The sequence below is a fragment of the Methylobacterium sp. GXS13 genome (genome assembly GCF_001455965.1).
Taxonomy (GTDB): Bacteria; Pseudomonadota; Alphaproteobacteria; order Rhizobiales; family Beijerinckiaceae; genus Methylobacterium.
Genome location: NZ_LKKO01000052.1, coordinates 1 through 21407, shown reverse-complemented (window position 1 = coordinate 21407; position 21407 = coordinate 1). Strand labels below are relative to the sequence as shown.

Below are 21407 nucleotides of genomic sequence, written 5' to 3'. Positions count from 1 at the left end.
TATCCGAACGATCGTGCGCTTCTTCAAACGCAATCGCCGGCCGGACGCAAGGCGCGCGTGCCCCGGACGCTAGTGCCAGATCGCGTGAAAGTGGTGGACCGGGCCGTGGCCGGAGCCGATCGCGAGCCGATCCGCCGCGTTGAGCGCCGCCGTGAGGTAATCCTTGGCGGCGGCCACCGCCTCCGGCACCGTCAGGCCCCGGGCGAGCCCGGCCGTGATCGCGGAGGACAGAGTGCAGCCGGTGCCATGCGTGTTGCGGGTGGCGATGCGCGGGGCTGCGAAGGTCTGCACGTGACCCGCGGCGGTCACGAGATGGTCGACGCTTAGGGCGCCGGTCCCGTGGCCGCCCTTGATCAGTACGGCCCGGGCGCCGAGCGCCGCCGGCCGCCGGGCCTGGGCGGCCGCTCCCGCCTCATCCTCGGCCACCGCCTCGCCGAGCAGCACCGCCGCCTCCGGCAGGTTGGGGGTGATCAGGTCGGCGCGCCCGAGCAGCCGGTCCCGGAGCGCCGCCACGGCATCCTCCGAGATCAGCCGGTCGCCGCTGGTGGCGACCATCACGGGGTCGAGGACCACCGGGATCGTCTTCGCCTGCCGTGCCAGCCCGTCGGCGACCGCTTCGATCACCGCGATCTGCGACAGCATGCCGATCTTCACGGCGTCGACCGCGAGGTCGGAGAAGACGCTGTCGATCTGCCGGGCGACAAACGCCGCCGGCACGTCGTGGATGCCCTGGACGCCGCGGGTGTTCTGGGCGGTGAGCGCCGTGATCACGCTGGCGCCGTAAACGCTTAAAGCCGAGAAGGTCTTGAGGTCGGCCTGGATGCCGGCGCCGCCGCCGGAATCCGAGCCCGCGATGGTGACCGCGATCGGGCTGGCACCGCTCATCGGGCGGCGCCCCGCGCCGTCAGCGCGGCGTCGATCGCCGCGCGCAGCTCCCGGGCACGCTGGCGTACCGGCTCGGTCCCGAACAGGGCGGTGATCACCGCGACGCCGTCTGCTCCCGCGGCGATCACCGGGGCGGCGTTGTGCAGGCCGATCCCCGCGATGGCGCCGATCGGCAGGCCCGCACCCCGGGCGAGCCGCGCCCGGAAGGCGATGCGCGAGAAACCGTCGAGGCCGACCGGCGGGTCGGGATTGTCCTTGCTGGTGGTGGCGAACACGCCGCCGATGCAGGCGTAATCGACCGGGAGCCGGTACAGCTCGTCGGCCTGGGCGGCGTTCTTCACGGTCAACCCGATGATCGCCCCCTCCCCCAGCAGGCGGCGCGCCTCGGCCGGGTGGAGGTCGCTCTGGCCGAGGTGCACCCCGTCCGCCCCCGCGGCCAGGGCGAGATCGACCCGGTCGTTGACCAGGACCGGCACCCGCCCGCCGACGGCGGCCTGGATCGCCCGGATCCGCGCGAGCGCCGCGCGGGCATCCGGGATGTCCTTCTCGCGGTACTGGAGCAGGGTGGCGCCCCCCGTCACCGCGTCGGCGGCCAGCCGGGCCAGGTGGTCCCCGTCGCCGCCGCAGATCCCGACATCGAGGAGGCCGTAGAGCCGCAGGTCGACGGGCCGGCTCGGTGCCGTCGCGGAGGTCGCGTTCGCTGCCATCGTGGTCGCCTGCCCCTCGTCGGAATTGGCCCCGCGCCGGCACATCTCCGGCGGCCCTGTTTGGGCAGCGGTCGCCGGCTTGGCAACCCGTCCGGTCACACGGCCGCGTTGACGCGGGGCGATCCTGTCCCCCTATAGGGACGGATCCGGTCTGACAGAATCCCGCGCCCGGCGGGAGAGGGTTTCGAGGGGCGATGACGGTCGGCGCGGCGCAGACGGGTGCGGGCGGGGTACAGGCCCTGCCGGAGCGCTCCTCCGTGGGCCTCGTCGCGGTGATCGTCGCGGCGACCAAGGGGGAACCGCGCGCCCTGACCATCCGGGTCCCGGACCAGGCGCCGGGCCGCGGCGACGGCCTGCCGGCCGGGCCGCTCGTGCCCGAGCACGCCACCCTGGAGCGCGGCCTGCGCGCTTGGGTGGAGCGGCAGACGCACCAGCGCCTGGGCTATGTCGAGCAGCTCTATACCTTCGGCGACCGCGACCGCTCCGGGGGTGACGAGGCGCCGGAGGCGCACGCGCTGTCGGTGGCCTATCTCGCCCTGGTCCGCGAGGAGCGCCCGGCCGGCCTCGCCGAGGCGGCGTGGCACAACTGGTACCGCTACCTCCCGTACGAGGATTTCCGCAACGGCCGTCCGCCCCAGCTCGACGCGATCGAGGGCCGGCTCGCGTCCTGGGCGGCCGAGCCCGCGGATTGCGCGATCCGGACCCGCCGCCTCGACCGGCTCGGCCTCACCTTCGGGATGAACGGCGGCACCTGGAACGAGGAGCGCGTGCTGGAGCGCTACGAATTGCTGTTCGAGGCCGGCCTGATCCCAGAGGCGCGCGGCAATGCCGGCCCGGCGGTGCCGAACGATCCCACCGGCGTGCCCATGGCCTTCGATCACCGCCGGGTGCTGGCCACGGCGATCGGCCGCCTGCGCGGCAAGATCAAGTACCGCCCGGTTGTGTTCGAGCTGATGCCCCCGGCCTTCACCCTGCTCCAGCTCCAGCGCACCGTCGAGGCGCTCTCGGGCACGCAGCTGCACAAGCAGAACTTTCGCCGCCTCGTGGCCCAGCAGGGGCTGGTGGAGGAGACTGAAGCCCTCACCCGCGGCACCGCCGAGCGCCCGGCCCGGCTGGTGCGCTTCCGCCGGGAGGTTCTTTTGGAAAGGCCGGCCCCCGGGCTGCGGCTGCCGTCCCGGCGGGTGGGGTGATCCACCGCGCTCGATGCGTTCGCACGGAGGGCCACCGGGTCGGCAATGTTGCCTCGACGCCACGTCAGACGGGCTTCAGGCTCCCGAATGCCCGTATCGTAATCAGAAGCAAGCCTCTGAAAAGCAACGCGTTTCCTCTCCTCCTTGCGGGGACGGATCAGGGCTGAGGGTGGTGCAGGATGGGGCGCCGTGGTGCCTTCTGAACCACCCCACCTCCAACTCCTCCCACAAGGGCTACGACATTCACGCATCGCTGCCAGATGAGGGCCAAGGCCAACCCCAAGCGCGCCTTCCCTCCCCCTCTGCGGGGGAGGGTGGCCCCTGCGTCAGCAGGGGTCGGGAGAGGGGAACCTGGTTTCAGGAAAGGGCGTGACCGGCATGACGGGCGAAGCCCTGTTCTGCGCCGTTGCTCCCCTCTCCCGACCCCCTTCGAGGGCCACCCTCCCCCGCAGAGGGGGGGAGGGAGAGCCGCGGTATCTCCCGTGTCTTCGGCCGATGCGATGTGTGAATCCGCAAGCCCAAAAGGCTGAGGAGCGCGCGTCGCGCTTCACAGAGGACGAGGTTTGAACATCGTAGGGCTCTTCGCAGAAGGTCGCGCGCCGCGCCACAGCCAGACCGCCGTCAACACCAGCAGCACGGTCGCGACGGCGCCGGTGCAGTCCAGCGCGGCCCAGCCGGCCCGGCGGCCGGGGCCGAGAAGGCGCACTAGAACGGGGCCGAGGATCTGCCCGGCCGCGAAGGCGGCGGTCATGCGGGCGAGGAGCGGCGTCGGGTTGTCGAGTCGCGCCTCGCGGGCCAGCTGCAGCCCCGCCATGGTGGCGACCATGAACGTGCCGCCCACCAGGATCGCCGAGGTCGCGACCGCCCAGAGGGCGTGGGCGACCAGGGGCAGGCCGGTGCCGAGCGCCATGAGGCCCTGCGCCACCGCCCAGAGGCGCCGGCGCGGCACCTGTGTGAGCCAGCGGGCCACGGCGGCGACCGACAGGGCGGCGGCCAGGCCGAACAGCGGCCAGGTCAGACCGAACACTTTTGGGTCGGAGGCCAGTTCGCGGGCCATGGCGGGCAGAAACGTCGCCGGCACGATGTAGCCGAACCCGAAGATGCCGTAGCACAGGACCAGGGCCGTCTGGCCGTTCCGGGGGCGTCGGACGACGGCGGTGGCCTCGCGCTCCCCGATCCCGGCCGAGGCCGTGCCCTGCCCCCGCGACAGGAACCAGACCAGCAGCGCGCCGAGCCCCGCGACCAGGCCGAGATCGAGCCACAACCGGGCCGCCGGTTGGAGGCCGCCGAGCCAAGCCAGCATGCCGGCGAGCGCGATGCCTAAGCCGACGCCGGTGTAGATCCAGGCGCCGCGCTGCGCGACGCCACGCCGGGCCAGCTCGGCCAGGCACCAGCCGCTCGCGCAGACCAGGGCCCAGGCGCTGAACACCCCGGCCAGCGCCCGCAATCCGATCCCGGCACCGGCCGGCCCGTCATGATCGACCGCCGCCATCGCCACCGTCGTGAGCGCCACGCCGGCCAGGCTCATGAGGAGCCCCCGACGCGGATCGCGGGTGAACCACGACGCCGTCAGGGCGCCGACCAGATACCCGACATAGTTAGCCGAAGCCCATTCCGCCCCCGCGGCGGCCGTGAGAGTGCCGTCGCGCATCATCAGCGGCATCAGGGGCGTGAACGCGAACCGGCCGATCCCCATCGCCACCGCGAGGGCGACGAGGCCGCTGCCGACCACCGGCCAGGGCGTGCGTTCGGAATCGGTCGGGGCGTGCGGGCGCGTGCTCATGTCGGCACCCTTTGAACCCCCGCCCGCCATTCTTGGAAAATGAATTTTTGTGACGTACGGTTCTCTCGATGAGAACGATGGATCTCGACGACCTCGACATCTTCCGCTGCGTGGTCCGGGAAGGCGGGGTCACGCGGGCGGCGGCGATGCTGCACCGGGTCCCGTCCAACGTGACGACCCGGATCAAGCAGTTCGAGGCGCGGCTGGGCGTGGCCCTGTTCCGCCGCGAGGGCCGTGGCCTGACCCTCACCGAGGCCGGGCGCACCCTCCTGGGCCATGCCGAGGCGCTGCTGCAGATGGCCGATCTGGCTGAGCAGGAGCTGCGCAGCGGCGTGGTCCGCGGCGTCCTGCGGCTGGGCTCGCTGGAGAGCGCGGCGGGCGCGCGGCTGCCGCCGATCCTGTCGGCCTTCCACGCGCAGTTCCCCGACGTCACGATCGAGCTGCAGACCGGCACGACCCGCGCCATGCTCCGGCAGCTGGAGCGCTTCGCGATCGAGGCGGCCTTCGTCTCCGAGCCGTTCGATCGCGCGAGCCTGTCGTCGGTGCCGGCCTTCGACGAGGAGCTGGTTCTGATCACCGGCCGGAACGGGCTCGGGACCGGCCGGCGGACCCTGGTGGCGTTCCCGCACGGCTGCTCCTACCGCCAGCGCCTGATCGAGTGGCTGGCGGAAGAGGGCGCGTCCTACGACCGGGTTCTGGAAATGAGTTCGTACCACGCCATCGTGGCCTGCGTGGCGGCCGGCACCGGCATGGCCATCGTGCCGGCGGAGGTGCTCGACCACGCGGTGATGAGCGCGGCGGTGGAGCGCCATCCGCTGCCGCCGCACCTGCGCCGCAACCGCACGCGCCTGGTCTGGTCGGGGGACGCCAGCCCAGCCCTGCGCGCCCTCATGGCGCTGCTGCCCGACAAGGCCGCGACCGGGCAGGCAGCGTAGGTCCCGCCCCTACCCGTAGGTGTGATCGTCGGCGGGGAACCGCCCGGCCCGCACCTCGTCCGCGTAGGCCTTCACGGCGTCCTCGATATGGCCCCGCAGCGACCCGAACTGGCGCACGAATTTCGGCGTCTTCTCGGAGAGGCCGAGCATGTCTTCCAGCACCAGGATCTGCCCGTCGCAGACCGCCGAGGCGCCGATGCCGATCGTGGCGGCGGTGACCTGGGGCGACGTCGCGATCGCCCGCGCCACCGGCTCGACGATGCCCTCCAGCACGATCGCGAAGGCGCCGGCCTCGGAGATCGCCCGCGCGTCCTCCAGGAGGCGGCGCTCGTCGTCCGGCGCCCGGCCCTGGACCTTGAACCCGCCCATCGTGTTCACCGCCTGCGGGGTGAGGCCGATATGGCCCACCACCGGTACGCCGCGCTGGACCAGGAAGGCCACCGTCTCGGCGAAATGGGCCCCCCCCTCCATCTTGATCGCCCCGGCCCCGGTCTCCTTGAGCACCCGGGAGGCGTTGAGGAAGGCTTGCTCCCGGCTCGCCTCGTAGGAGCCGAACGGCATGTCGACCACCACCAGTGCCTTCGCGGTGCCGCGGATCACCGCCTGCGCCTGCAGGATCATCATCTCCAGGGTCACGGGGATGGTCGATTCCATCCCGTGCATCACCATGCCGAGCGAATCGCCCACCAGGATGAAGTCGCAATAGGGATCGACGATGCCGGCGGTGTGGGCATGGTAGGCGGTGAGCGCGATGATCTTGCGCCCCTCGGCCTTGCGCTTGCCGATGTCGATGGCTCGGAGCCGGCGGGACTGCACGACCTGCGACATGGTTCAGACCTCTTTGGGCTCATCGGGGTCGGCGGATGGCGCCCGAAACACCACGGTTTTCCCTCCCCCGCAAAGGGGGGAGGGAAACGCGCGTGCTTCACTCAGCCCATACAGGAGACGGGGCACGCCCCATCTCGCTCGGCGGCCCTCATACACCGCCCCGCCCCGCGGGTCAGCGCCCCGCCTGCGGTTCGGCCCCCGCCTTCCACGCGGGATCCTCGCGCAGGGCCGTGGTCTCGTGCGTCTCCTGCCAGCCCTCGACGCCCTCGGGGAACCAGCGGACGCCGGTATAGCCCTTGCGGACCAGACGCTTGGCCGCGTTCCAGCTGCCCCAGCACTCGACGTGGCAGAACACCACGACGGGCTTCGCCCGGTCGCCGCCGGTCAGCTCGGCGACCCGGGCGTAGAACAGGCTCTCACGCTCCGGCGCCAGGGGCTCGGCCCCGGCTTCCGGCATCCAGACCGAACCGGGGATCGAAGGATGCACCGGCAGCCAGAGCCGGCCGGCGGGGAAGTTCGACGGCTTGCGGTCCGGTGCGGCCACATCGATCAGCACCGGCTTGTCCGGCCCGGCCATCAGGGCGGCGAGTTTTTCGGCGTCGATCACCGCGGCGCCTTTCAGCGTCTGCGGGGTGTAGCCCTTGGGCGGGCCGGCATAGAGCCCCTCCGGCTCGGGCACGTTGACGGGGTGGGCGGCGCGGGCGGCGGCGAGGCAGCCGAGAGCGGCCAACGCCGCCGCGAGCCGCCCGATCAGGATCAGGCGCGCCATGGTCAGTTCGTCGGGCTCGGCGGGGTGAAGCTGTGCTGCCAGCTGCCGCCGGCATTGTCGCTCGCCGCGACCCGGAGCGGCTTGCCGTCCGGTTTGAAGGCGAAGTTGATCACCGGGTTCGACGCGATCGAGATGTCCCCCGTCATGGTGAAGACCGTCTTGTCGCCCGCCGAGACGGTGAGCTTGTCGATGTAGCGGGCCGGCGTGTAGTCGCGGGTGACCTGGTTCATCTGCATCCCGGAAAAGTTCGGGTGGCGGATCATCAGCGTCGCCTCCACGGGCTTGCCCGGGTGGGTCTCGGCGAACTTCATGCGCATGTCGCCCATGCCCTTCATGGCCTCCTCGTCGCTCATGCCCATCGGGGCCGAGCAGCCGCCGGACGCCTTCACGAACTGCTTGGCCTCGTAGAGCTTGCCGTCCTGGGTCTCCACCACGGCATGCATGTCGGTGTAGTTGTTGACCCGCACCCGCAGCTTGAGCTCCGCCGGGTCGGCGGCCGGGCCGAACTCGAACCGGGCGGCGTAGGGCGCCGGGTTGTCGTCGATGATCAGCGAGACCGCCTTGATCTGCCCGTCCTCGGGCATCGTCAGGGTGATCGGCACCAGGGCGGCGTCGAGTGCCCGGGCCGGCGCGTCGATCTTCACCAGGCTGTCCGTCTTTTCGATGGTGCGGTCGCCGAAGATCGACTTGGCGATCTCCTGCCAGCGCGCGGTCCGCTCCTGTTCGGTGTCCGAAGCGCCGGCGGCCCGGGCGGGACCCGCCAGGGCGGTCGTTGCGAGGACGAGGGCGAGCGCTGCCGTCGGGGCAATCTTGAGCGTCATGGCGTTTCTCCCGTTTGATTTTAATATGGAGGCTCGAAAGTCTATTCCCACTCAAGTTCTTGATAGGCCACGGTGACATTGCGGCCGTTATAAGTGTCGAACAAAGCCCACCTGTCGCGCTGATCCTGGGCGACGCTGGCCACGGCCTTCTCGATCGGGACATCCTTGGCGATCGCGGTGCGGGTGCCGTCGCGCAAAGCCGTCAGGTAGCCGGAGAGGTCGGCGAGTGCCGGGGCGAGCTCGACCGCAACCGGCCCGTGGCCCGGCACCGCCCGGGTTGCGCCCATGGCCTTCAGCCGCTCGATTTCCGTCAGCCAGCCCCCAAGGCTGCCGTCGAGCGACGGGATCCGGTTCACGAACAGCAGGTCGGCGGGGAAGAGCAGGCCGCTGCCTGAATCGCGCATCGACAGGTCGCAGGTGGTATGGGCCGGACCGTGCGCCGTGAAGGTCAGGCGGCGATCACCGAGGTCGATGGCGGCGGTGTCGGCGACGCTCATCGTCGGATAGACCACCGGCCCGGTGCGGTCTTCGCCAAGCAGCTCGACGAGGCGCTTGCGGTAGAACTCCCCCCGCGCGCCCAACGCCTCTGCGAGCTTGGCGTGGCCGATGAAGACCGGCTTGTCCTGCACGAAGGCCCCGGCCCCGAAGACGTGGTCCGGGTGGACATGGGTCAGCACCACATGGGTGATCGGCTTGGGCGTACGCTTGGCGATCTCGGCCCGCAGCCACTGGCCGTCCGCGAGGCTGCCGCCGGTCTCGGTGACGAGCACGCCGTCCCGGCCGATGAGGAAGCCGATATTGGCAATGGCGTCGACATTGTCGGCGGTAGCGTCGGCGATCAGTCCCTTGCGCACGAAGATGCCCGGGCCGACCTCGTCCAGCGTGAAGGACTCGGCGGCGCGGCCAAGGGTCGGCATGCAGCACAGGCAGAGGCCAGCGAACAGGGCGCGACGCCGCGACAGGGTCCGGCCCGTGACGGCGGTTTCCCCTGAATGGACGGCGGATGCCGTCATGCCAGAACCTCCCTGTTGTGAGCCTCTCCCCAAACAACCGATGGCCGGGCGTTTTCCGCCGCGCACGAGACCGCAGCGGGCGGATTGGGAGGGCCTCTCATTGCCTACCATTAAGTAGGTAGATCTTTGGGCGGTCAAGTGGCATGTTGGGAAACGGGCGCCGGGCGGTCACACGTTCGCGCGATCCCAGAGAGACCATGTCCGAGCGATGCGAGACACCCGCGCCGAGTTGCTGAGTCAGGCCGAGACCCTGGTCCGGGGGCGCGGCTTTGCCGGGTTCAGCTACGCCGACCTCGCCGAGGCGGTGGGCATCCGCAAGGCGAGCATCCATCACCATTTCCCCACCAAGGTCGATCTCGGCGCAACCCTGGTGGTCGCCTATGCCGACCGCTACGACGCCGCCCTGGCGGCGATCCGCGCGGACGTGCCGGACGGCCCGGGGCGGATCGCGGCCTATGGACAGCTCTATCTCGGCGGCGTCGAGCAGGGGCTCGGCTGCCTGTGCGCGGCGCTCGCCATCGAGGGCGAGGCCCTGCCGGAGCGCCTGCGCGGCGACATCGCGACGTTCTTCGAAGGGCATCTCGCCTGGCTGGAGGCGGTGCTGCGCGCGGGCCAAGCCGACGGCAGCGTGCGGTCCGGCTTGGAGCCCGCGGTGCTCGCCCGCTACGTCATCGCCACCCTGGAGGGGGCGCTGCTGATGGAGCGGCTGTTCGCGAGCCCCGCGGCCTTCGCGGATACGCTGGCCGTACTGGTCGAGGGGCTCAAGGCCTGAGGCGGAAACGGCCCTCTGCCCGGTGGCCGATCCGCGCGCCGAGGAGCGTCCCTTAACGCTTCGGTTGCGATCGGCTCGGGCACACCCGCGCCGAAAAGCTCCTGATCCGTCGTGTTCCGGCACGGTCTGAAGGCAATCCGCTTGATTTTGGTGCTGCCCGAGAAGGGTGGGGGGCGGACTCCAGCCTGTCGTCCCGAAGCGGACGTACCGCTTTAGGCACATGTCAAGCATTCAGATATGTATCAGTACTGTCCAGTAGCGGTCATACGACGGCCGCCGCCCATAGGTGGATCGGGATAGCTTCGCGATTGTCCGCTCCCAAGTGGCGATGGATCGAAGCGGACGTTGCCACCTGACTCGCACGACCCAGGAATACACCTGACCGACCTTCACGAATGCGTGTTCGAGTTCATGGTTCTGCGAAGTCTCGAACAGCAGTCAGACTTGATCGATTGGACATTAATTCCCCAAGCGGCATCGCGACCTGTTTCAACAATCTCAGGTATATTTCTCACGACTTGCAATCATCGGTTGTTACGGATAGAGGGCGTACTTGTCTGCCGACAAGTCGGTTGCTGACGTCGATGCGATGAAACCGGTATTTACAACTGACGGCCTGCATCCACGGGACAGCTTCCAGCGCTGGCATGACGTGCTCGACGCTCAGGAAGCAAACCTTGACCTGCAGCGAGTCGATGATGAACCGTTTATGGCCAGGGTGGAGAGCAGCACTGTTGGTGCTCTCAATATCTTGCGCATGTCGCAAAGCGCTCTACGCACCGAGTTCAGGAAGTTCGGAGCCTGGCGTCATGGCCGAGAAGGCATGGTCACGGCGGCGTTCAAGCTCTCGGGCACGTCGAGCAGCTTACAGGACGGTCGCGAAGCCGTGCTGAGTCCTGGCGATCTCTATATCCTGGATAAGCGGCCGGGTGTGCTAACCACGAGCGCAGGCTCACAAGCCATATCGATGGATATACCGCGGGAGTACTTAGAGCGCGTGCTCGGCCCGACACAGCTGTACACGGCCCTCCCAGCAAGGGCGGAGCTTGCGTCAACCTCACTGGCACGAGCATTTTTCCGAGAATTGATCCGCGTGGGCCCTGGGCTTTCACCCGCCAGTGCGGATCGCATGGCCTCGATCGGCGTCGATCTGATCGTGGCCAGCATCGCTGAGCAGATGGCCAAGGAGGTACCCAGGCCGCTGCACGGTACCGTCGTCGTCCAGCGCGCCAAAGCGTTCGTCGAGGCCAACCTCGCCGACCCGACCCTCGATCCGCCGAAACTCGCTGCGGCGGTGGGGGTGTCGCTACGTCGGCTTCAGGAGCTGTTCCAAGAGCGCGGCCAGCACATCTCCGACTGGATCTGGCAGCGCCGGCTCGAGGCCGCAGCCAAGCGCTTGGCTGATCCAGGCTACGTCCACTTGCCAATCGGCACCCTGGCTTACGGCTGCGGGTTCGCCAGCCAAGCCCACTTCTCCCGCCGGTTCAAAGCGTGTTTCGGCACAGCTCCCACCGAGTATCGCCACGCGGCCCTGGTGAGCGCCCAGTAGACGGTCACCTCGACGAGGCTTCGTACCAAACGCCCGGATCGGTAGTCCCCATTCCTTGCCCGGTCTTTCCCGTAAGGTCGCGGTCCGCTCGGACGCGCTTCGATCTGGTTACGGTGGGGAGCGCGCGATCTCATCAGTGGCCGAGCCGATGCGCAACCGTGCTCGTAGTGCCGGATGACCGGCTACGTTTAGCAGGCCGCGCGTGCCCTTTGGATCCGTCTTCTGATGGCTGCTTTCGGGAAGCTTGGACAATCGTCGGTATGCTCGGCATCGGTCATGAGCGGGAGGGGGAACGACGTCCATTTCGACGCATGGCCGCGCGTAGGCAGACAGTCGAAAGACCACCTCCAGCGGTTGTAGGGCATCGTCCATCCAGCTGCCGAGAGGCGGATTTCCCGAGGGTCTGTGAGGGGTCGGAATCAGCCACCTCACGACCTGTCGATGGGCGTCAAGCCCCGATCTCACCACCCGTGCCGTACCGCGCGAACCCGTCCGCCCGCAGCCGGCAGGCCGGGCAGGTGCCGCAGCCATAGCCCCAGGCGTGGCGCGCGCCGCGCTCGCCGAGGTAGCAGGTGTGGCTGTCCTCCACGATCAGCTCGACCAGCGGCGGGCCGCCCAGGGTCTCGGCGAGGCCCCAGGTCTGCGCCTTGTCGAGCGACATCAGCGGCGTGTGCAGCACGAACCGGCGCTCCATGCCGAGGTTGAGCGCGACCTGCAGCGCCTTGATCGTGTCGTCCCGGCAATCCGGATAGCCGGAATAATCGGTCTCGCACATGCCGCCGACCACGTGCCGGATCCCGCGCCGATAGGCGAGCGCCGCCGCGAAGGTCAGGAAGACGAGGTTGCGGCCGGGCACGAAGGTGTTGGGCAAGCCCGACGCCTCGAACCCGATCTCGGCATCCCGGGTCAGCGCCGTCTCGGAGATCTGGCCGAGGGCATCGAGGGCGACGGTGTGGTCCTCGCCGAGGCGCGAGACCCAGGCCGGCTGGACGTGGCCCATGCCGGCGCGCAGCACCGCCCGGCGCTCGAGCTCGACCCGGTGGCGCTGGCCGTAATCGAATCCTAGGGTCTCGACATGGTCGAACCGGTCGAGCGCCCAGGCGAGGCAGGTGGCAGAATCCTGGCCGCCGGAGAACAGCACCAGCGCCGAGCGGTCGCCGATGATCGCCGCGTCAGTCGCCATCGTACTCGGCCCAGGACATCGGCGTCTCCGCGACCCGCACCCGGGCGAGCCCCGGTAGGTCCGGCCGCAGGCGATGCCAGATCCAGGCCGCGATGTTCTCGGCGGTCGGGTTCTCCAACCCCTCGATCTCGTTGAGGCAATGGTGGTCGAGCCGGGCTAGGAGCGGGCCGAAGATCGATTCGATGTCGTAGAAGTCGATCACCCAGCCCGTATGCGGATCCACGGGCCCGGAGACGGTCAGCTCGACCCGGTAGGAATGCCCGTGCATCCGGTGGCAGCGATGCGTGGCGGGCACGTTCGGCAACCGATGGGCCGCCTCGAAGGTGAAGGCTTGGGTGATGTTCATCGTTTTTTTCGTAGCGATCCCACCCGCGCCCTCATCCTGAGGTGCCCGGCGATCGGAGATCGACGGGCCTCGAAGGAGCCCTCCAGGGACCGCCGCGAGTCCTGGAGCCCTCCTTCGAGGGCTCCGCTTCGCTGCGCCACCTCAGGACGAGGTGATCTGGTGGGAGGGACGCGGGATCGACGGATCCGTTATCGGTTCGCCCGGATCATAGCACCGAAACGCGCCTCGTGCGCCTACCCGCCGCTCTTGCCCGAAACCCCCGCCTGCGCGAAGGTCGCCATGCCGGTGTGGCAGGCGAGCGCGCCCTTGAGCAGGCCGATCGCCATGCCGGCGCCCGAGCCCTCGCCGAGCCGCATCCCCAACGCCAGCAGCGGCACCAGGCCGAGCCGCTCCAGGACCTCCGCGTGGACGCCCTCCGCGGCGCCGTGGCCGGCCAGGCAATGGTCGAGGGCCGACGGGTCGGCGGCGTGGAGAAGCGCCGCCGCCGCGGTGGCGACGTAGCCGTCGATCACCACCGGGATGCGCTGCAGGCGCGCGGCCAGGATCGCCCCCGCCATGGCGGCGATCTCGCGGCCGCCGAGCCGGGCGAGCACTTGGAGCGGGTCTCCGAGATGGCCGGCATGGTGCGCGAGCGCCGCTTCCACGGCCGCCACTTTCCGGGCGAGGCCGTCCTGATCCACGCCGGTGCCGCGTCCGACCCAGTGGCCGGGCTCGCCGCCGAACAGGGCGGCATAGAGGGCGGCCGCCACCGTGGTGTTGCCGATGCCCATCTCGCCGATGCCGAGGCAATCGATGCCGGCGGCCACCGCCTCCATGCCGAACGCCATGGTCGCCACGGTGGCGCGCTCGTCCAGCGCCGGGCCCTCGGTGATGTCGCCGGTCGGCATGTCGAGGGCGAGGTCGAACACCTTGAACCCGAGCCCGTAGGCGGCGCAGATCTGGTTGATCGCCGCCCCGCCGGCGGCGAAATTGTCGAGCATCTGGCGGTTGACCGCGTCCGGGAAGGCCGAGACGCCCTTGCGCGTCACCCCGTGGCTGCCGGCGAAGACGCAGACCAGCGGCCGGTCGAGGCTCGGCGGCGCCTTGCCCTGCCAGGCCGCCAGCCAGGACACGAGGTCTTCCAGCCGTCCGAGCGATCCCGCCGGCTTGGTCAGGGTCGCGTCCCGGGCGGCCACCGCCTCCTGCGCCTCCCGGTCGGGGCCCGGCATCGCCTTGAGCAGGTTGCGGATATCGTCGAACGGGCTGGGATCTGTTTGGGCGGCGTCGGTCATGGCGGCGATGATTTCCTGTGGGCGCCCGCGAACGGGGAGACGGCGGCGTATCGGGGCGACTATAGTGATCCTGCCCCGCCCGACCGTTCGCGATCGGCTCGCCCCACCGGGGCGCGGAGGCGGGTGGTGGCGAGAGGCCGCGATGGACAGGCAGACCGGCGGGGAAGCCGATTGGCCCGGGCGCGGCGCCCTCTACGACCTCGCCGGGTGCCTGCGGTTCTACTCCCGCCTGCCCGTGCCGCAACTGCCCGGTGAGCCGGACCCGCACCGGGTCCCCGATTTCACCGCCCTCCCCCGGATGCTGCCGCTCGCCGGCCTGATCCTCGCTCTCCCCGCCGCCCTGACGCTGATGGCGGGCTGGTGGATCGGGCTCGGGCCGTTCCTGGCCGCGACCCTGGCGGTCGCCGTCATGGTCCTGGCCACGGGCGCGCTCCACGAGGACGGCCTGGCCGACGTCGCCGACGGCTTCGGCGGCGGTGCCACGCTCGAGCGACGCCTGGAGATCATGCGCGACAGCCGGATCGGCGCCTATGGCGGATCGGCCCTGGTCCTGGCGCTGGCGCTGCGCATCGGCGCGTTGGCGACCCTCCTCGACCGCACCGGCTACGCGGCCGCGACCGCGCTCATCCTGGTCGCCGCCCTGTCACGGCTGGCCGCCCTCGCCCCGATGGTGCTGCTGCCGCCGGCTCGGCCTGGCGGCCTCTCCGCCGCGGTCGGCCGCCCGGACCGGGCGAGTCTCTGGATCGCCCTCGGGATCGGTCTCGGGGTGGCGCTCGCCGGCGTGATCCTCGGCCTGCCGCTGCGCGGCGTCGCGCTGATGATCCTGTGCGCCGGCCTCGCGGCGCTTGCCCTCACCCGACTCGCCCGGAACAAGATCGGCGGCCAGACCGGCGACGTGATCGGCGCCTGCCAGCAGGTGTCCGAGATCGCGGCGCTGCTGGCCCTGGTGGCGGCCCTGGCGGAGTGATGCGGCATTCCGGGCCTTGATCGGGCCACGATCCCTCGGCCAAGGATCGGCGATGTCGCCCGCGCCCAAACCCTCCTCTCCCTGCACCAAGGTCTGCGTGCTCGACGCCGCCAGCGGGCTCTGCCGCGGGTGCGGCCGCAGCCGCGACGAGATCGCGGCCTGGGGCGGGCTGCCGGAGGCGACGCGCCGTACCATCATGGTCGGGCTTCAGGACCGGATGCGCGCGGCCGGCTTCGCGCCCCTGGAGGAGCCGCTGCCGTTATGATCTATCTCGGGCTCGCCGCCATCGCACTGGTCACGGCCGTGCTGGTCCTGAGTGACGGCAGCGACAGTGTCGGCGGCGTGATCGAGCCCGACCATCTCGCCGCCCTGGCCTCCACCGGCGGCATTCTGGCCCTGGTGGTCGCCGGTTACTGGCAGCAATTCAGGTCCGCACTCGGCCCGAACCTGCGCGCGCTCTTCGCCTGGGCGCTGATCGGGCTCGCCCTGGTGATCGGCTACAGCTATCGCGACCGGTTCCAGGGCGTCGGTGCCCGGGTACTCGGCGATCTACGGCCCGGCTCGGCGGTGTCCGGCCCCGGCGGCTCCGTGACGATCACCCGCCGGGCGGACGGCGACTTTAGGGTCGAGGCCGAGGTCAACGGCCGGGTGCAGCAATTCCTGTTCGATACCGGGGCGAGCAGCGTGGTGCTGACCGCCGAGAACGCGGCCGCCCTCGGCATCAATCCGACGCCGGCCGACTTCACCGCCCGGGTCTCCACCGCCAACGGCCTCGCCTATGCCGCGCCGATCCAGCTGGATTCGCTGCGCATCGGCACGATCACCGAGCGGCGGGTGAACGCCATGGTGGCGCGGCCCGGCTCGCTCGCCGGCAACCTGCTGGGCCAGACCTTCCTGACGCGCCTGTCCGCCTACGAGGTCCGGGGCGACCGGCTGATCTTGAGCCCGCCTTGAGGCGCGCGCAGCTCACGCCGCCCGCGCCTCCGTCACCTCGCGCGAGACCGTCGCCACCGCGTCCCGCAGGGTCTGGAGGCCGGCCTCGGGCTGCATCCCGTGGGTCGAGAGATGGCGCCGGAAGGCGCGCGCGCCGGGTCGGCCGTTGAACAGCCCGAGCATGTGGCGGGTGATTGCGTGCAGGCGCTCGCCGCGCGCCAGGGCGGCGGCGACGAAAGGCTCGAACGCCTCCACGGCCGCGAAGGCGTCGGGCACCGGCGGGGCCACGCCGAACAGCTCCGGATCGACACCGAGCAGCAAAGCCGGCTCGGTATAGGCGGCGCGACCGACCATCACACCGTCGACCTCGGCCAGGCGCGCCTGCGCGGCCGGGAGATCGCGTAATCCGCCATTCACCGCCACCGGCAGGGCGCCGAGCCGCCGCTTCAGCCTGGCGGCGCGCCCGTAATCGAGGGGCGGCACGTCGCGGTTCTCCTTGGGCGACAGGCCCTGGAGCCAGGCCTTGCGGGCATGGACGATCAGCCCGTCCACGCCGGCGGCCACGACCGCGTCGGCAAGCGCGTCGAGGGCTGCCTCGGGATCCTGGTCGTCGACACCGATCCGGCACTTCACGGTCACCGGCACGGACACGGCGGCCTTGAGGGCGGCCACGCAATCACCGACCAGGGCGGGCTCGCGCATCAGGCAGGCGCCGAAGCGGCCGTCCTGCACCCGGTCGGAGGGGCATCCGACATTGAGATTGATCTCGGCGTAGCCGAAATCCGCGGCGATGCGCGCGGCCTGCGCCAGCTCGGCCGGGTCCGACCCGCCGAGCTGCACCGCCACCGGATGCTCCAGCGTCGAGAAACCGAGCAGCCGCTCGCGCGGCCCGTGCAGCACCGCGCCGGTGGTGACCATCTCGGTATAGAGCCGCGCCCGCGCCCCCTGGGGGCGGTGGAAGGCGCGGCAATGTCGATCGGTCCAGTCCATCATCGGGGCGACGGAGAACCGCCAGCCCGGAAGTGCGCCGCAAGTCTCAGCCGCCGTCACGTGTGCCAGATCCATGCTGACCCGTATCCCGCCGGCGCACCGCGCCTGGGGACGCGGCCGATGTCATCCGGCGGTTTAGGGAGAAGGCTCTGTCGATACCATGGACGGGCGAGCTGCGAAAAGTGCGCGGATGTGAGACACCGCCCTGTGAGGCGCCTGGCGGTGTCCCCCGATGCAGGACGCGGGTGCGGTCCGCGATCAGAGCACCGGCATCGCGCCGGCCACGGTGATCAGCGCGCCGGACGTGTAGCTGCTATCCTCGGAAGCCAGCATCACGTAGGCGGAGGCGAGCTCGGCCGGCTGGCCTGGGCGGCCGAACGGCACCTGGTCGCCGAAGGATTTGACCGAATCCTGGCTCATCCCGGACGGGATGAACGGGGTCCAGATCGGGCCGGGCAGCACGCCGTTCACCCGGATCCCCTTCTCGGCCAAGAGCTGCGAGAGGCTCAGCACCATGTTGCTGAGCGCGCCCTTGGTGGCGCTGTAGGCCATGAGGGACGGCATCGGATGCTTGGAATTCACCGAGGAGGTGAAGATCACCGAGGCGCCGGGCTTCAGATGGGCAAAGGCCGCCTTGGTCACGTAGAACGGGCCGAACACGTTGGTGCGGAAATGGTCCTCGAAGATGGTGTCTTCGACGGAGTCCAAGCCCTGGTTCGGCTGCTGGAACGCGCCGTTGTTCACCAGCACATCGAGGCGGCCGAAGGTCTCGACGGTGCGGGCGACGATCGAGCGGCCGTAGGCCGGGTCCTTGAGGTCGCCCGGCAGCAGCAGCGCGCGCCGGCCCGCCTTCTCGATCCAGCCGCTCACGGCCTCGGCATCCGCCTGCTCCTCGGGCAGGTACGAGATCGCGACGTCGGCGCCCTCGCGGGCGTAGGCGATCGCCACCGCACGGCCGATGCCGCTGTCGCCCCCGGTGATCAGGGCGACTTGGCCGGTGAGCTTGCCGGAGCCCTTGTAGCTGTTCTCGCCGTGATCGGGCTCGGGCGCCATCCGGCCGGTCTTGCCGGGGAAGCTCTGAGGCTGTGCCTCGAACGGCGGGCGCGGGTATTTGTGCAGCGGATCAGTGGTCATGCGGGATCTCGCGTTGGGATACGCGTCCAACGGGGGGCCCGCCCGGGGTGTTCCTGCGCCGTGCCGCCGCGCCGGGCGCATCCCCGCCTTCTTCTGCGGCGGTTTCGCGCCGGCACCACGACACAGGGTAGCAACAGGCGACCGCCAGTCTCCGGTTCGAGGGAGGCGCGCCATGGTCGAATTTCAACAGGAGGATCGGGTCGCGCGCCGCATCGATCGCGCGCTGCTCGGCGCCGCGCTGGTATCACTCGCCTGTGGCCTGGCCACAGGCTTGTGGGGCCTGCTCCAGTGAGCGTCCCGCCGCGTCGCGCGTGTTAGGCCGGACCGCCATGCGCCGGAGCGGCTTCGATCGCACCGCCCTCGTGCTGATCTGCGCGGGGCTGGTGCTCCTCGCGCTGGCGCAGCTGCTCGTGGGCTTCCCGTGAGGCCGCACGGTCCTCCGGCGAGGCCGGGATTGGAGCGGATGCTGAACCGTGCCCTCGTGCCCGCGCTGCTCGTCGCGGCGGCCGCGTTCCTGTTCTACTTGGCCAGCCTCGCCCGCGCCGCCCTGTCGCCGAACGAGCCCTACGCGGCCAGCATCGGGCTGACCCTCGACCAATGCGTGACAGCCCAGGACGGCCTGGCGGAGACGGAGGCCCGCGCCTATTGCCGGCGGCCGGTGCCGAAGCGGCTCTGAAGAATGGAAAAGCCCGGGAGATGGCTCCTGGGGCGGCCTTCGACCGGGCGACCAGCTTGATCGGGCGGGGAATGCCGCGCCGAGGGATCGGCAAACGGACGGCGCGGTCGAACCGGCGCCGCATCGCCCCGCGGAATGCGCGAGGGCCGAACGATCGACGGTCCGTCGGTCCCCGAAGAGCCCACCAGCGATCGCGACGATCTCAAGCGAAGCCCTTGATGGCTCGCGCATCGCGCCAGCCGCTCGGACCGGAAAACCTAGATCGACCAGGCTTCCGCGGCGAAGGCTCTAGCTGCCGAACTTGTAGTTCAAGCCGAAGCGGCCGAGCACGCCCTCGTTCCGGAAGCGGGCGGTGTAGGCGCCGACGCCCGGTCCGACCGCCACCAGCGGGACGGTGCGGCGGCCGAGATCGTAGTACAGCGCCTCGCCCTTCAGGGTCACCGCGTTGGAGTGGAAGACGTTGAACACGGAATCGGTGGGCAGCGCGAACTCGATGCCGCCGCCGGCCGCGTAGCCGGTCTCGACGTGCGAGCTGCTGCCGTAGAAGCTCGGCTGGGCGGCTGCCGTCTGGAAGACGCCGCGATAGGTCTCGGCCCCATAGGCGAAGCCGCCGGTGGCGTAGATGAGGGTGCGGTCGAAGGCGTAGCCGACGCGCCCGCGCACGGTCCCGAGGGAGTCGCCCATCTGCCGGAAGGTGCTGATCCCGCCGAGGCGCCCGGTTGTGCTGCGGGTGCGGTTCAGGTCGGTATAGGCAGATCGACCTCGGCGCCGGCGACGAAGCCCGAGCCCGGCGTGAACTGGAAATTGTAGCCGAGCTGGCCGCCGCCGGTGAATCCGTCCCGCGGCAGGCCCAGCGCGGCCGGACGGTTGCCGGCCCGGACGCCGGTGTTGCCCGGGAACACGCCGGCCGTCGTCACGCTGTCCTTGGTCGTGGTGATGTAACCGGCGTTGATGCCGAAATACGCCCCGGCCCAGGAGAAGACCGGAACGGGCGGCGGCGGGGGCGTATACGCGCGGCGGGGCAGATCTGCTGCGGCAGCGGCGGTGGTGAGCGCCGTAAAGGCTGTCAGGGACGCAATGATCTTACGCATGGAATGGTGGTCCAAGAAATGAATTCCTGGGCGTCGTATCGAAAGCTTAGCGCAGAGTGTGTTAACTTGATGCAACGCTTGGTGATCTGGAAGCGGTGATGGGCTGATGGTACCGTATCTGAAAAGTTCGATTTGAATATTTGATCGATCAAAATATCAGATCATCTTTATTTGACACCCCGGTATTTTGGGCGATCCGAAGGCTCGTCGCGGCTGGTTTTCGGCGGGAGAATTCGCGGCCTGCCGAGGCGGGGGGGCGAAACCGGGACGATCGCGGCGCGCCATCCTCCCGCCGCGTCATCGGGCGCCGCGCAGCGATCCGGCGATCTCTCAACCCGGGAATCGCGCCGGCCACGGGCGCTGCGTGCGCGCCGGGACGGCGGGGGCTTCGCGCGGGAGCCCGGACGCCGTGGGAGCCGGTCCGGCCGGCTGGCTTCTAATGGTCGTGGTTGCAGCCGGGGCCGTGGACGTGCCCGGGATGCCCATGGTCGTGGCTCTTGCCATGGTCGTGGGCCTCGGCGTGGTCATGGCCGTGATCGGCGTGATCGTGACCATGGTCGTGCCCGTGATCCTGGTGCACGTGCCCGTGATCATGCCCGTGATGGTCGTGGCTGTGGTCGTGCCCGCAGGTGCTGTGGTCGTGCGCCGCGCGCTCGGGCCGGAAGGGGCGCGAGACCGGGCTCGCCGTGCAGCCCTGCCCACGGATGAGCTCGGCATTGGCCGGCGAGGCCGGGACGTAGAGCACGTCGGCGGCGATCTCGGCGGGGACGTGATTGCCGCCGAGCTGCCAGGCCAGGCGGGTCAGCCGGGCCGGGTTCTCGGCGCGGATCTCCAGGAGGTCCTCCGGGGCGGCCCGTACCGCCACGAGGCGGCCGTCCTCCAGACGCAGGGCATCGCCGTCCTCCAGCGCCGCGGCCTTGACGAGCGCGACATCGAACCCGAGGCCGCCCTCCGCCACCAGGGATCCGGAGGCCGCCGCCCGGGCGGCGTGGTTGAGGCTCACCGTATCGGCGACGCGGTCGGGGCGAACCGCGGCCCGGCGGACGATCGTGGTGGCTCTCGACATGGGACCCTCGGGGATGGCGCCGCGGCGCCCCGGCCGGAGCGTCGTCTCACACCGGTGGCATAGGGCGAGACGGGAAGATGGTGCAACTCCGTCGCCGCGTGTGGAACCTTAGCCGTATGGCAGGCATTGCATTGCTGCTAAGCTCACCGCGATCCGCGACGATCACGGCCGATGGCCGGACCGGATGCACAAGGGAGATCAGGGGACCATGAAGAAGCTGACCGCAGCCGCCCTCGCCACCATCGCCGCCCTGTCGCTGGGCGCCTGCAACACCCCGGAGGACCGGGCTCTGGGCGGCGCCGGCCTCGGCGCGCTCATCGCGGGGACGGGCGCCGAGGCGGCCGTTGCGGTCTCCGGCCTGACCGGCGATCCGGAGACGCGCGCCGCCTGCGCGGTCCTTGCCCAGACCGACGCCCTGCTGGCACGGGACCATGAGCTTCCGGCCTTGCTGCGGGCTCTCGACGGCCGGTTCATTCCGCCGGTGGCCGGCGGCGACCT

The 21407-nt window shown here is 70.4% G+C and carries 21 protein-coding genes and 2 pseudogenes; 9 read left to right on the top strand and 14 right to left on the bottom strand.

Features of this window, described 5'->3' with window-relative positions; genetic code table 11:
* Positions 1–69 precede the first annotated feature (69 nt).
* Positions 70–885: a bifunctional hydroxymethylpyrimidine kinase/phosphomethylpyrimidine kinase gene (gene thiD / locus AO398_RS18970; RefSeq protein WP_058193728.1), complete on the bottom strand. Its 816-nt coding sequence runs from the start codon at positions 883–885 to the stop codon at positions 70–72.
* Positions 882–1592, bottom strand: coding sequence for a thiamine phosphate synthase (gene thiE / locus AO398_RS18965; protein WP_058193756.1), 711 nt, complete (start codon positions 1590–1592; stop codon positions 882–884). Before thiE ends, thiD begins: the two co-directional genes overlap by 4 nt.
* Before the next feature lie 194 nt (positions 1593–1786).
* Here thiE and AO398_RS18960 point away from each other — a divergent pair, with 194 nt between their 5' ends.
* The gene (locus AO398_RS18960) at positions 1787–2782 is read left to right on the top strand and encodes a hypothetical protein (RefSeq protein WP_058193726.1); all 996 of its coding nucleotides are present in this window, start codon (positions 1787–1789) and stop codon (positions 2780–2782) included.
* Between the two features lie 547 nt (positions 2783–3329).
* On the opposite strand, the gene AO398_RS18955 is transcribed toward AO398_RS18960, so the two are convergent.
* Positions 3330–4565 (bottom strand): YbfB/YjiJ family MFS transporter, encoded by a 1236-nt coding sequence (locus tag AO398_RS18955; RefSeq protein ID WP_082643350.1) that lies wholly within the window; start codon positions 4563–4565, stop codon positions 3330–3332.
* A 77-nt stretch (positions 4566–4642) separates the two neighbouring features.
* On the opposite strand from AO398_RS18955, the gene AO398_RS18950 reads away from it, so the two are divergent.
* Positions 4643–5500 carry a LysR family transcriptional regulator gene (locus AO398_RS18950; protein WP_058193724.1) on the top strand — a complete coding sequence of 286 codons (858 nt, stop codon included), beginning with the start codon at positions 4643–4645 and terminating at the stop codon, positions 5498–5500.
* A 9-nt stretch (positions 5501–5509) separates the two neighbouring features.
* Here AO398_RS18950 and panB read toward each other — a convergent pair whose 3' ends face one another.
* The 4 genes from panB to AO398_RS18930 form a co-directional block, all read right to left on the bottom strand.
* Entirely contained in the window at positions 5510–6328 is an 819-nt protein-coding gene (gene panB / locus AO398_RS18945) for a 3-methyl-2-oxobutanoate hydroxymethyltransferase (RefSeq protein WP_058193723.1), read from the bottom strand.
* Positions 6329–6500: 172 nt separating this feature from the next.
* Positions 6501–7097: a rhodanese-like domain-containing protein gene (locus AO398_RS18940; RefSeq protein WP_058193721.1), complete on the bottom strand. Its 597-nt coding sequence runs from the start codon at positions 7095–7097 to the stop codon at positions 6501–6503.
* Between the two features lie 2 nt (positions 7098–7099).
* Entirely contained in the window at positions 7100–7918 is an 819-nt protein-coding gene (locus AO398_RS18935; protein ID WP_058193718.1) for a quinoprotein dehydrogenase-associated SoxYZ-like carrier, read from the bottom strand.
* 41 nt (positions 7919–7959) lie between these two features.
* Positions 7960–8931 carry a quinoprotein relay system zinc metallohydrolase 2 gene (locus tag AO398_RS18930; RefSeq protein WP_058193716.1) on the bottom strand — a complete coding sequence of 324 codons (972 nt, stop codon included), beginning with the start codon at positions 8929–8931 and terminating at the stop codon, positions 7960–7962.
* Between the two features lie 208 nt (positions 8932–9139).
* Between AO398_RS18930 and AO398_RS18925 the strand changes: the two genes are divergently transcribed.
* Positions 9140–9703, top strand: a complete 564-nt coding sequence (locus tag AO398_RS18925; protein ID WP_058193714.1) for a TetR/AcrR family transcriptional regulator — start codon at positions 9140–9142, stop codon at positions 9701–9703.
* 553 nt (positions 9704–10256) lie between these two features.
* Positions 10257–11252, top strand: coding sequence for a helix-turn-helix domain-containing protein (locus tag AO398_RS18920; protein ID WP_348272372.1), 996 nt, complete (start codon positions 10257–10259; stop codon positions 11250–11252).
* Positions 11253–11700: 448 nt separating this feature from the next.
* Here AO398_RS18920 and queC read toward each other — a convergent pair whose 3' ends face one another.
* The 3 genes from queC to cobT all read right to left on the bottom strand — a co-directional run bounded on the left by queC (position 11701) and on the right by cobT (position 14052).
* A complete protein-coding gene (gene queC / locus AO398_RS18915; protein WP_058193712.1) occupies positions 11701–12435 on the bottom strand; it encodes a 7-cyano-7-deazaguanine synthase QueC in 735 nt (244 codons plus the stop codon).
* The gene (queD, locus tag AO398_RS18910) at positions 12425–12781 is read right to left on the bottom strand and encodes a 6-carboxytetrahydropterin synthase QueD (RefSeq protein WP_007560611.1); all 357 of its coding nucleotides are present in this window, start codon (positions 12779–12781) and stop codon (positions 12425–12427) included. Before queD ends, queC begins: the two co-directional genes overlap by 11 nt.
* A gap of 233 nt (positions 12782–13014) precedes the next feature.
* Positions 13015–14052, bottom strand: coding sequence for a nicotinate-nucleotide--dimethylbenzimidazole phosphoribosyltransferase (cobT, locus tag AO398_RS18905; protein WP_058193710.1), 1038 nt, complete (start codon positions 14050–14052; stop codon positions 13015–13017).
* A 142-nt stretch (positions 14053–14194) separates the two neighbouring features.
* Between cobT and cobS the strand changes: the two genes are divergently transcribed.
* From cobS to AO398_RS18890, 3 genes are read left to right on the top strand one after another with little or no spacing between them, the layout of a single operon-like run.
* Positions 14195–15019 (top strand): adenosylcobinamide-GDP ribazoletransferase, encoded by an 825-nt coding sequence (gene cobS, locus AO398_RS18900; RefSeq protein ID WP_058193708.1) that lies wholly within the window; start codon positions 14195–14197, stop codon positions 15017–15019.
* A gap of 52 nt (positions 15020–15071) precedes the next feature.
* Complete coding sequence (locus AO398_RS18895) at positions 15072–15284, top strand: DUF1289 domain-containing protein (protein ID WP_058193706.1); 213 nt, start codon at positions 15072–15074, stop codon at positions 15282–15284.
* On the top strand, positions 15281–15973 hold the full coding sequence (locus AO398_RS18890; RefSeq protein WP_058193704.1) for a TIGR02281 family clan AA aspartic protease: 693 nt from the start codon (positions 15281–15283) through the stop codon (positions 15971–15973). Before AO398_RS18895 ends, AO398_RS18890 begins: the two co-directional genes overlap by 4 nt.
* A 12-nt stretch (positions 15974–15985) precedes the next feature.
* On the opposite strand, the gene dusA is transcribed toward AO398_RS18890, so the two are convergent.
* A complete protein-coding gene (gene dusA, locus AO398_RS18885; RefSeq protein WP_082643348.1) occupies positions 15986–17017 on the bottom strand; it encodes a tRNA dihydrouridine(20/20a) synthase DusA in 1032 nt (343 codons plus the stop codon).
* A 183-nt stretch (positions 17018–17200) separates the two neighbouring features.
* Complete coding sequence (locus tag AO398_RS18880) at positions 17201–18076, bottom strand: SDR family oxidoreductase (protein ID WP_058193702.1); 876 nt, start codon at positions 18074–18076, stop codon at positions 17201–17203.
* A gap of 463 nt (positions 18077–18539) precedes the next feature.
* Between AO398_RS18880 and AO398_RS18875 the strand changes: the two genes are divergently transcribed.
* On the top strand, positions 18540–18752 hold the full coding sequence (locus AO398_RS18875) for a hypothetical protein (protein WP_058193700.1): 213 nt from the start codon (positions 18540–18542) through the stop codon (positions 18750–18752).
* Between the two features lie 288 nt (positions 18753–19040).
* Here AO398_RS18875 and AO398_RS18870 read toward each other — a convergent pair.
* Together AO398_RS18870 and AO398_RS18865 are read right to left on the bottom strand one after the other, a co-directional pair.
* Positions 19041–19843: pseudogene (locus AO398_RS18870) on the bottom strand (porin family protein).
* A 436-nt stretch (positions 19844–20279) separates the two neighbouring features.
* Positions 20280–20909 (bottom strand): urease accessory protein UreE, encoded by a 630-nt coding sequence (locus AO398_RS18865; protein ID WP_058193698.1) that lies wholly within the window; start codon positions 20907–20909, stop codon positions 20280–20282.
* 208 nt (positions 20910–21117) lie between these two features.
* Here AO398_RS18865 and AO398_RS28395 point away from each other — a divergent pair.
* Positions 21118–21407, top strand: a pseudogene (locus AO398_RS28395) (hypothetical protein); the annotation flags it as partial.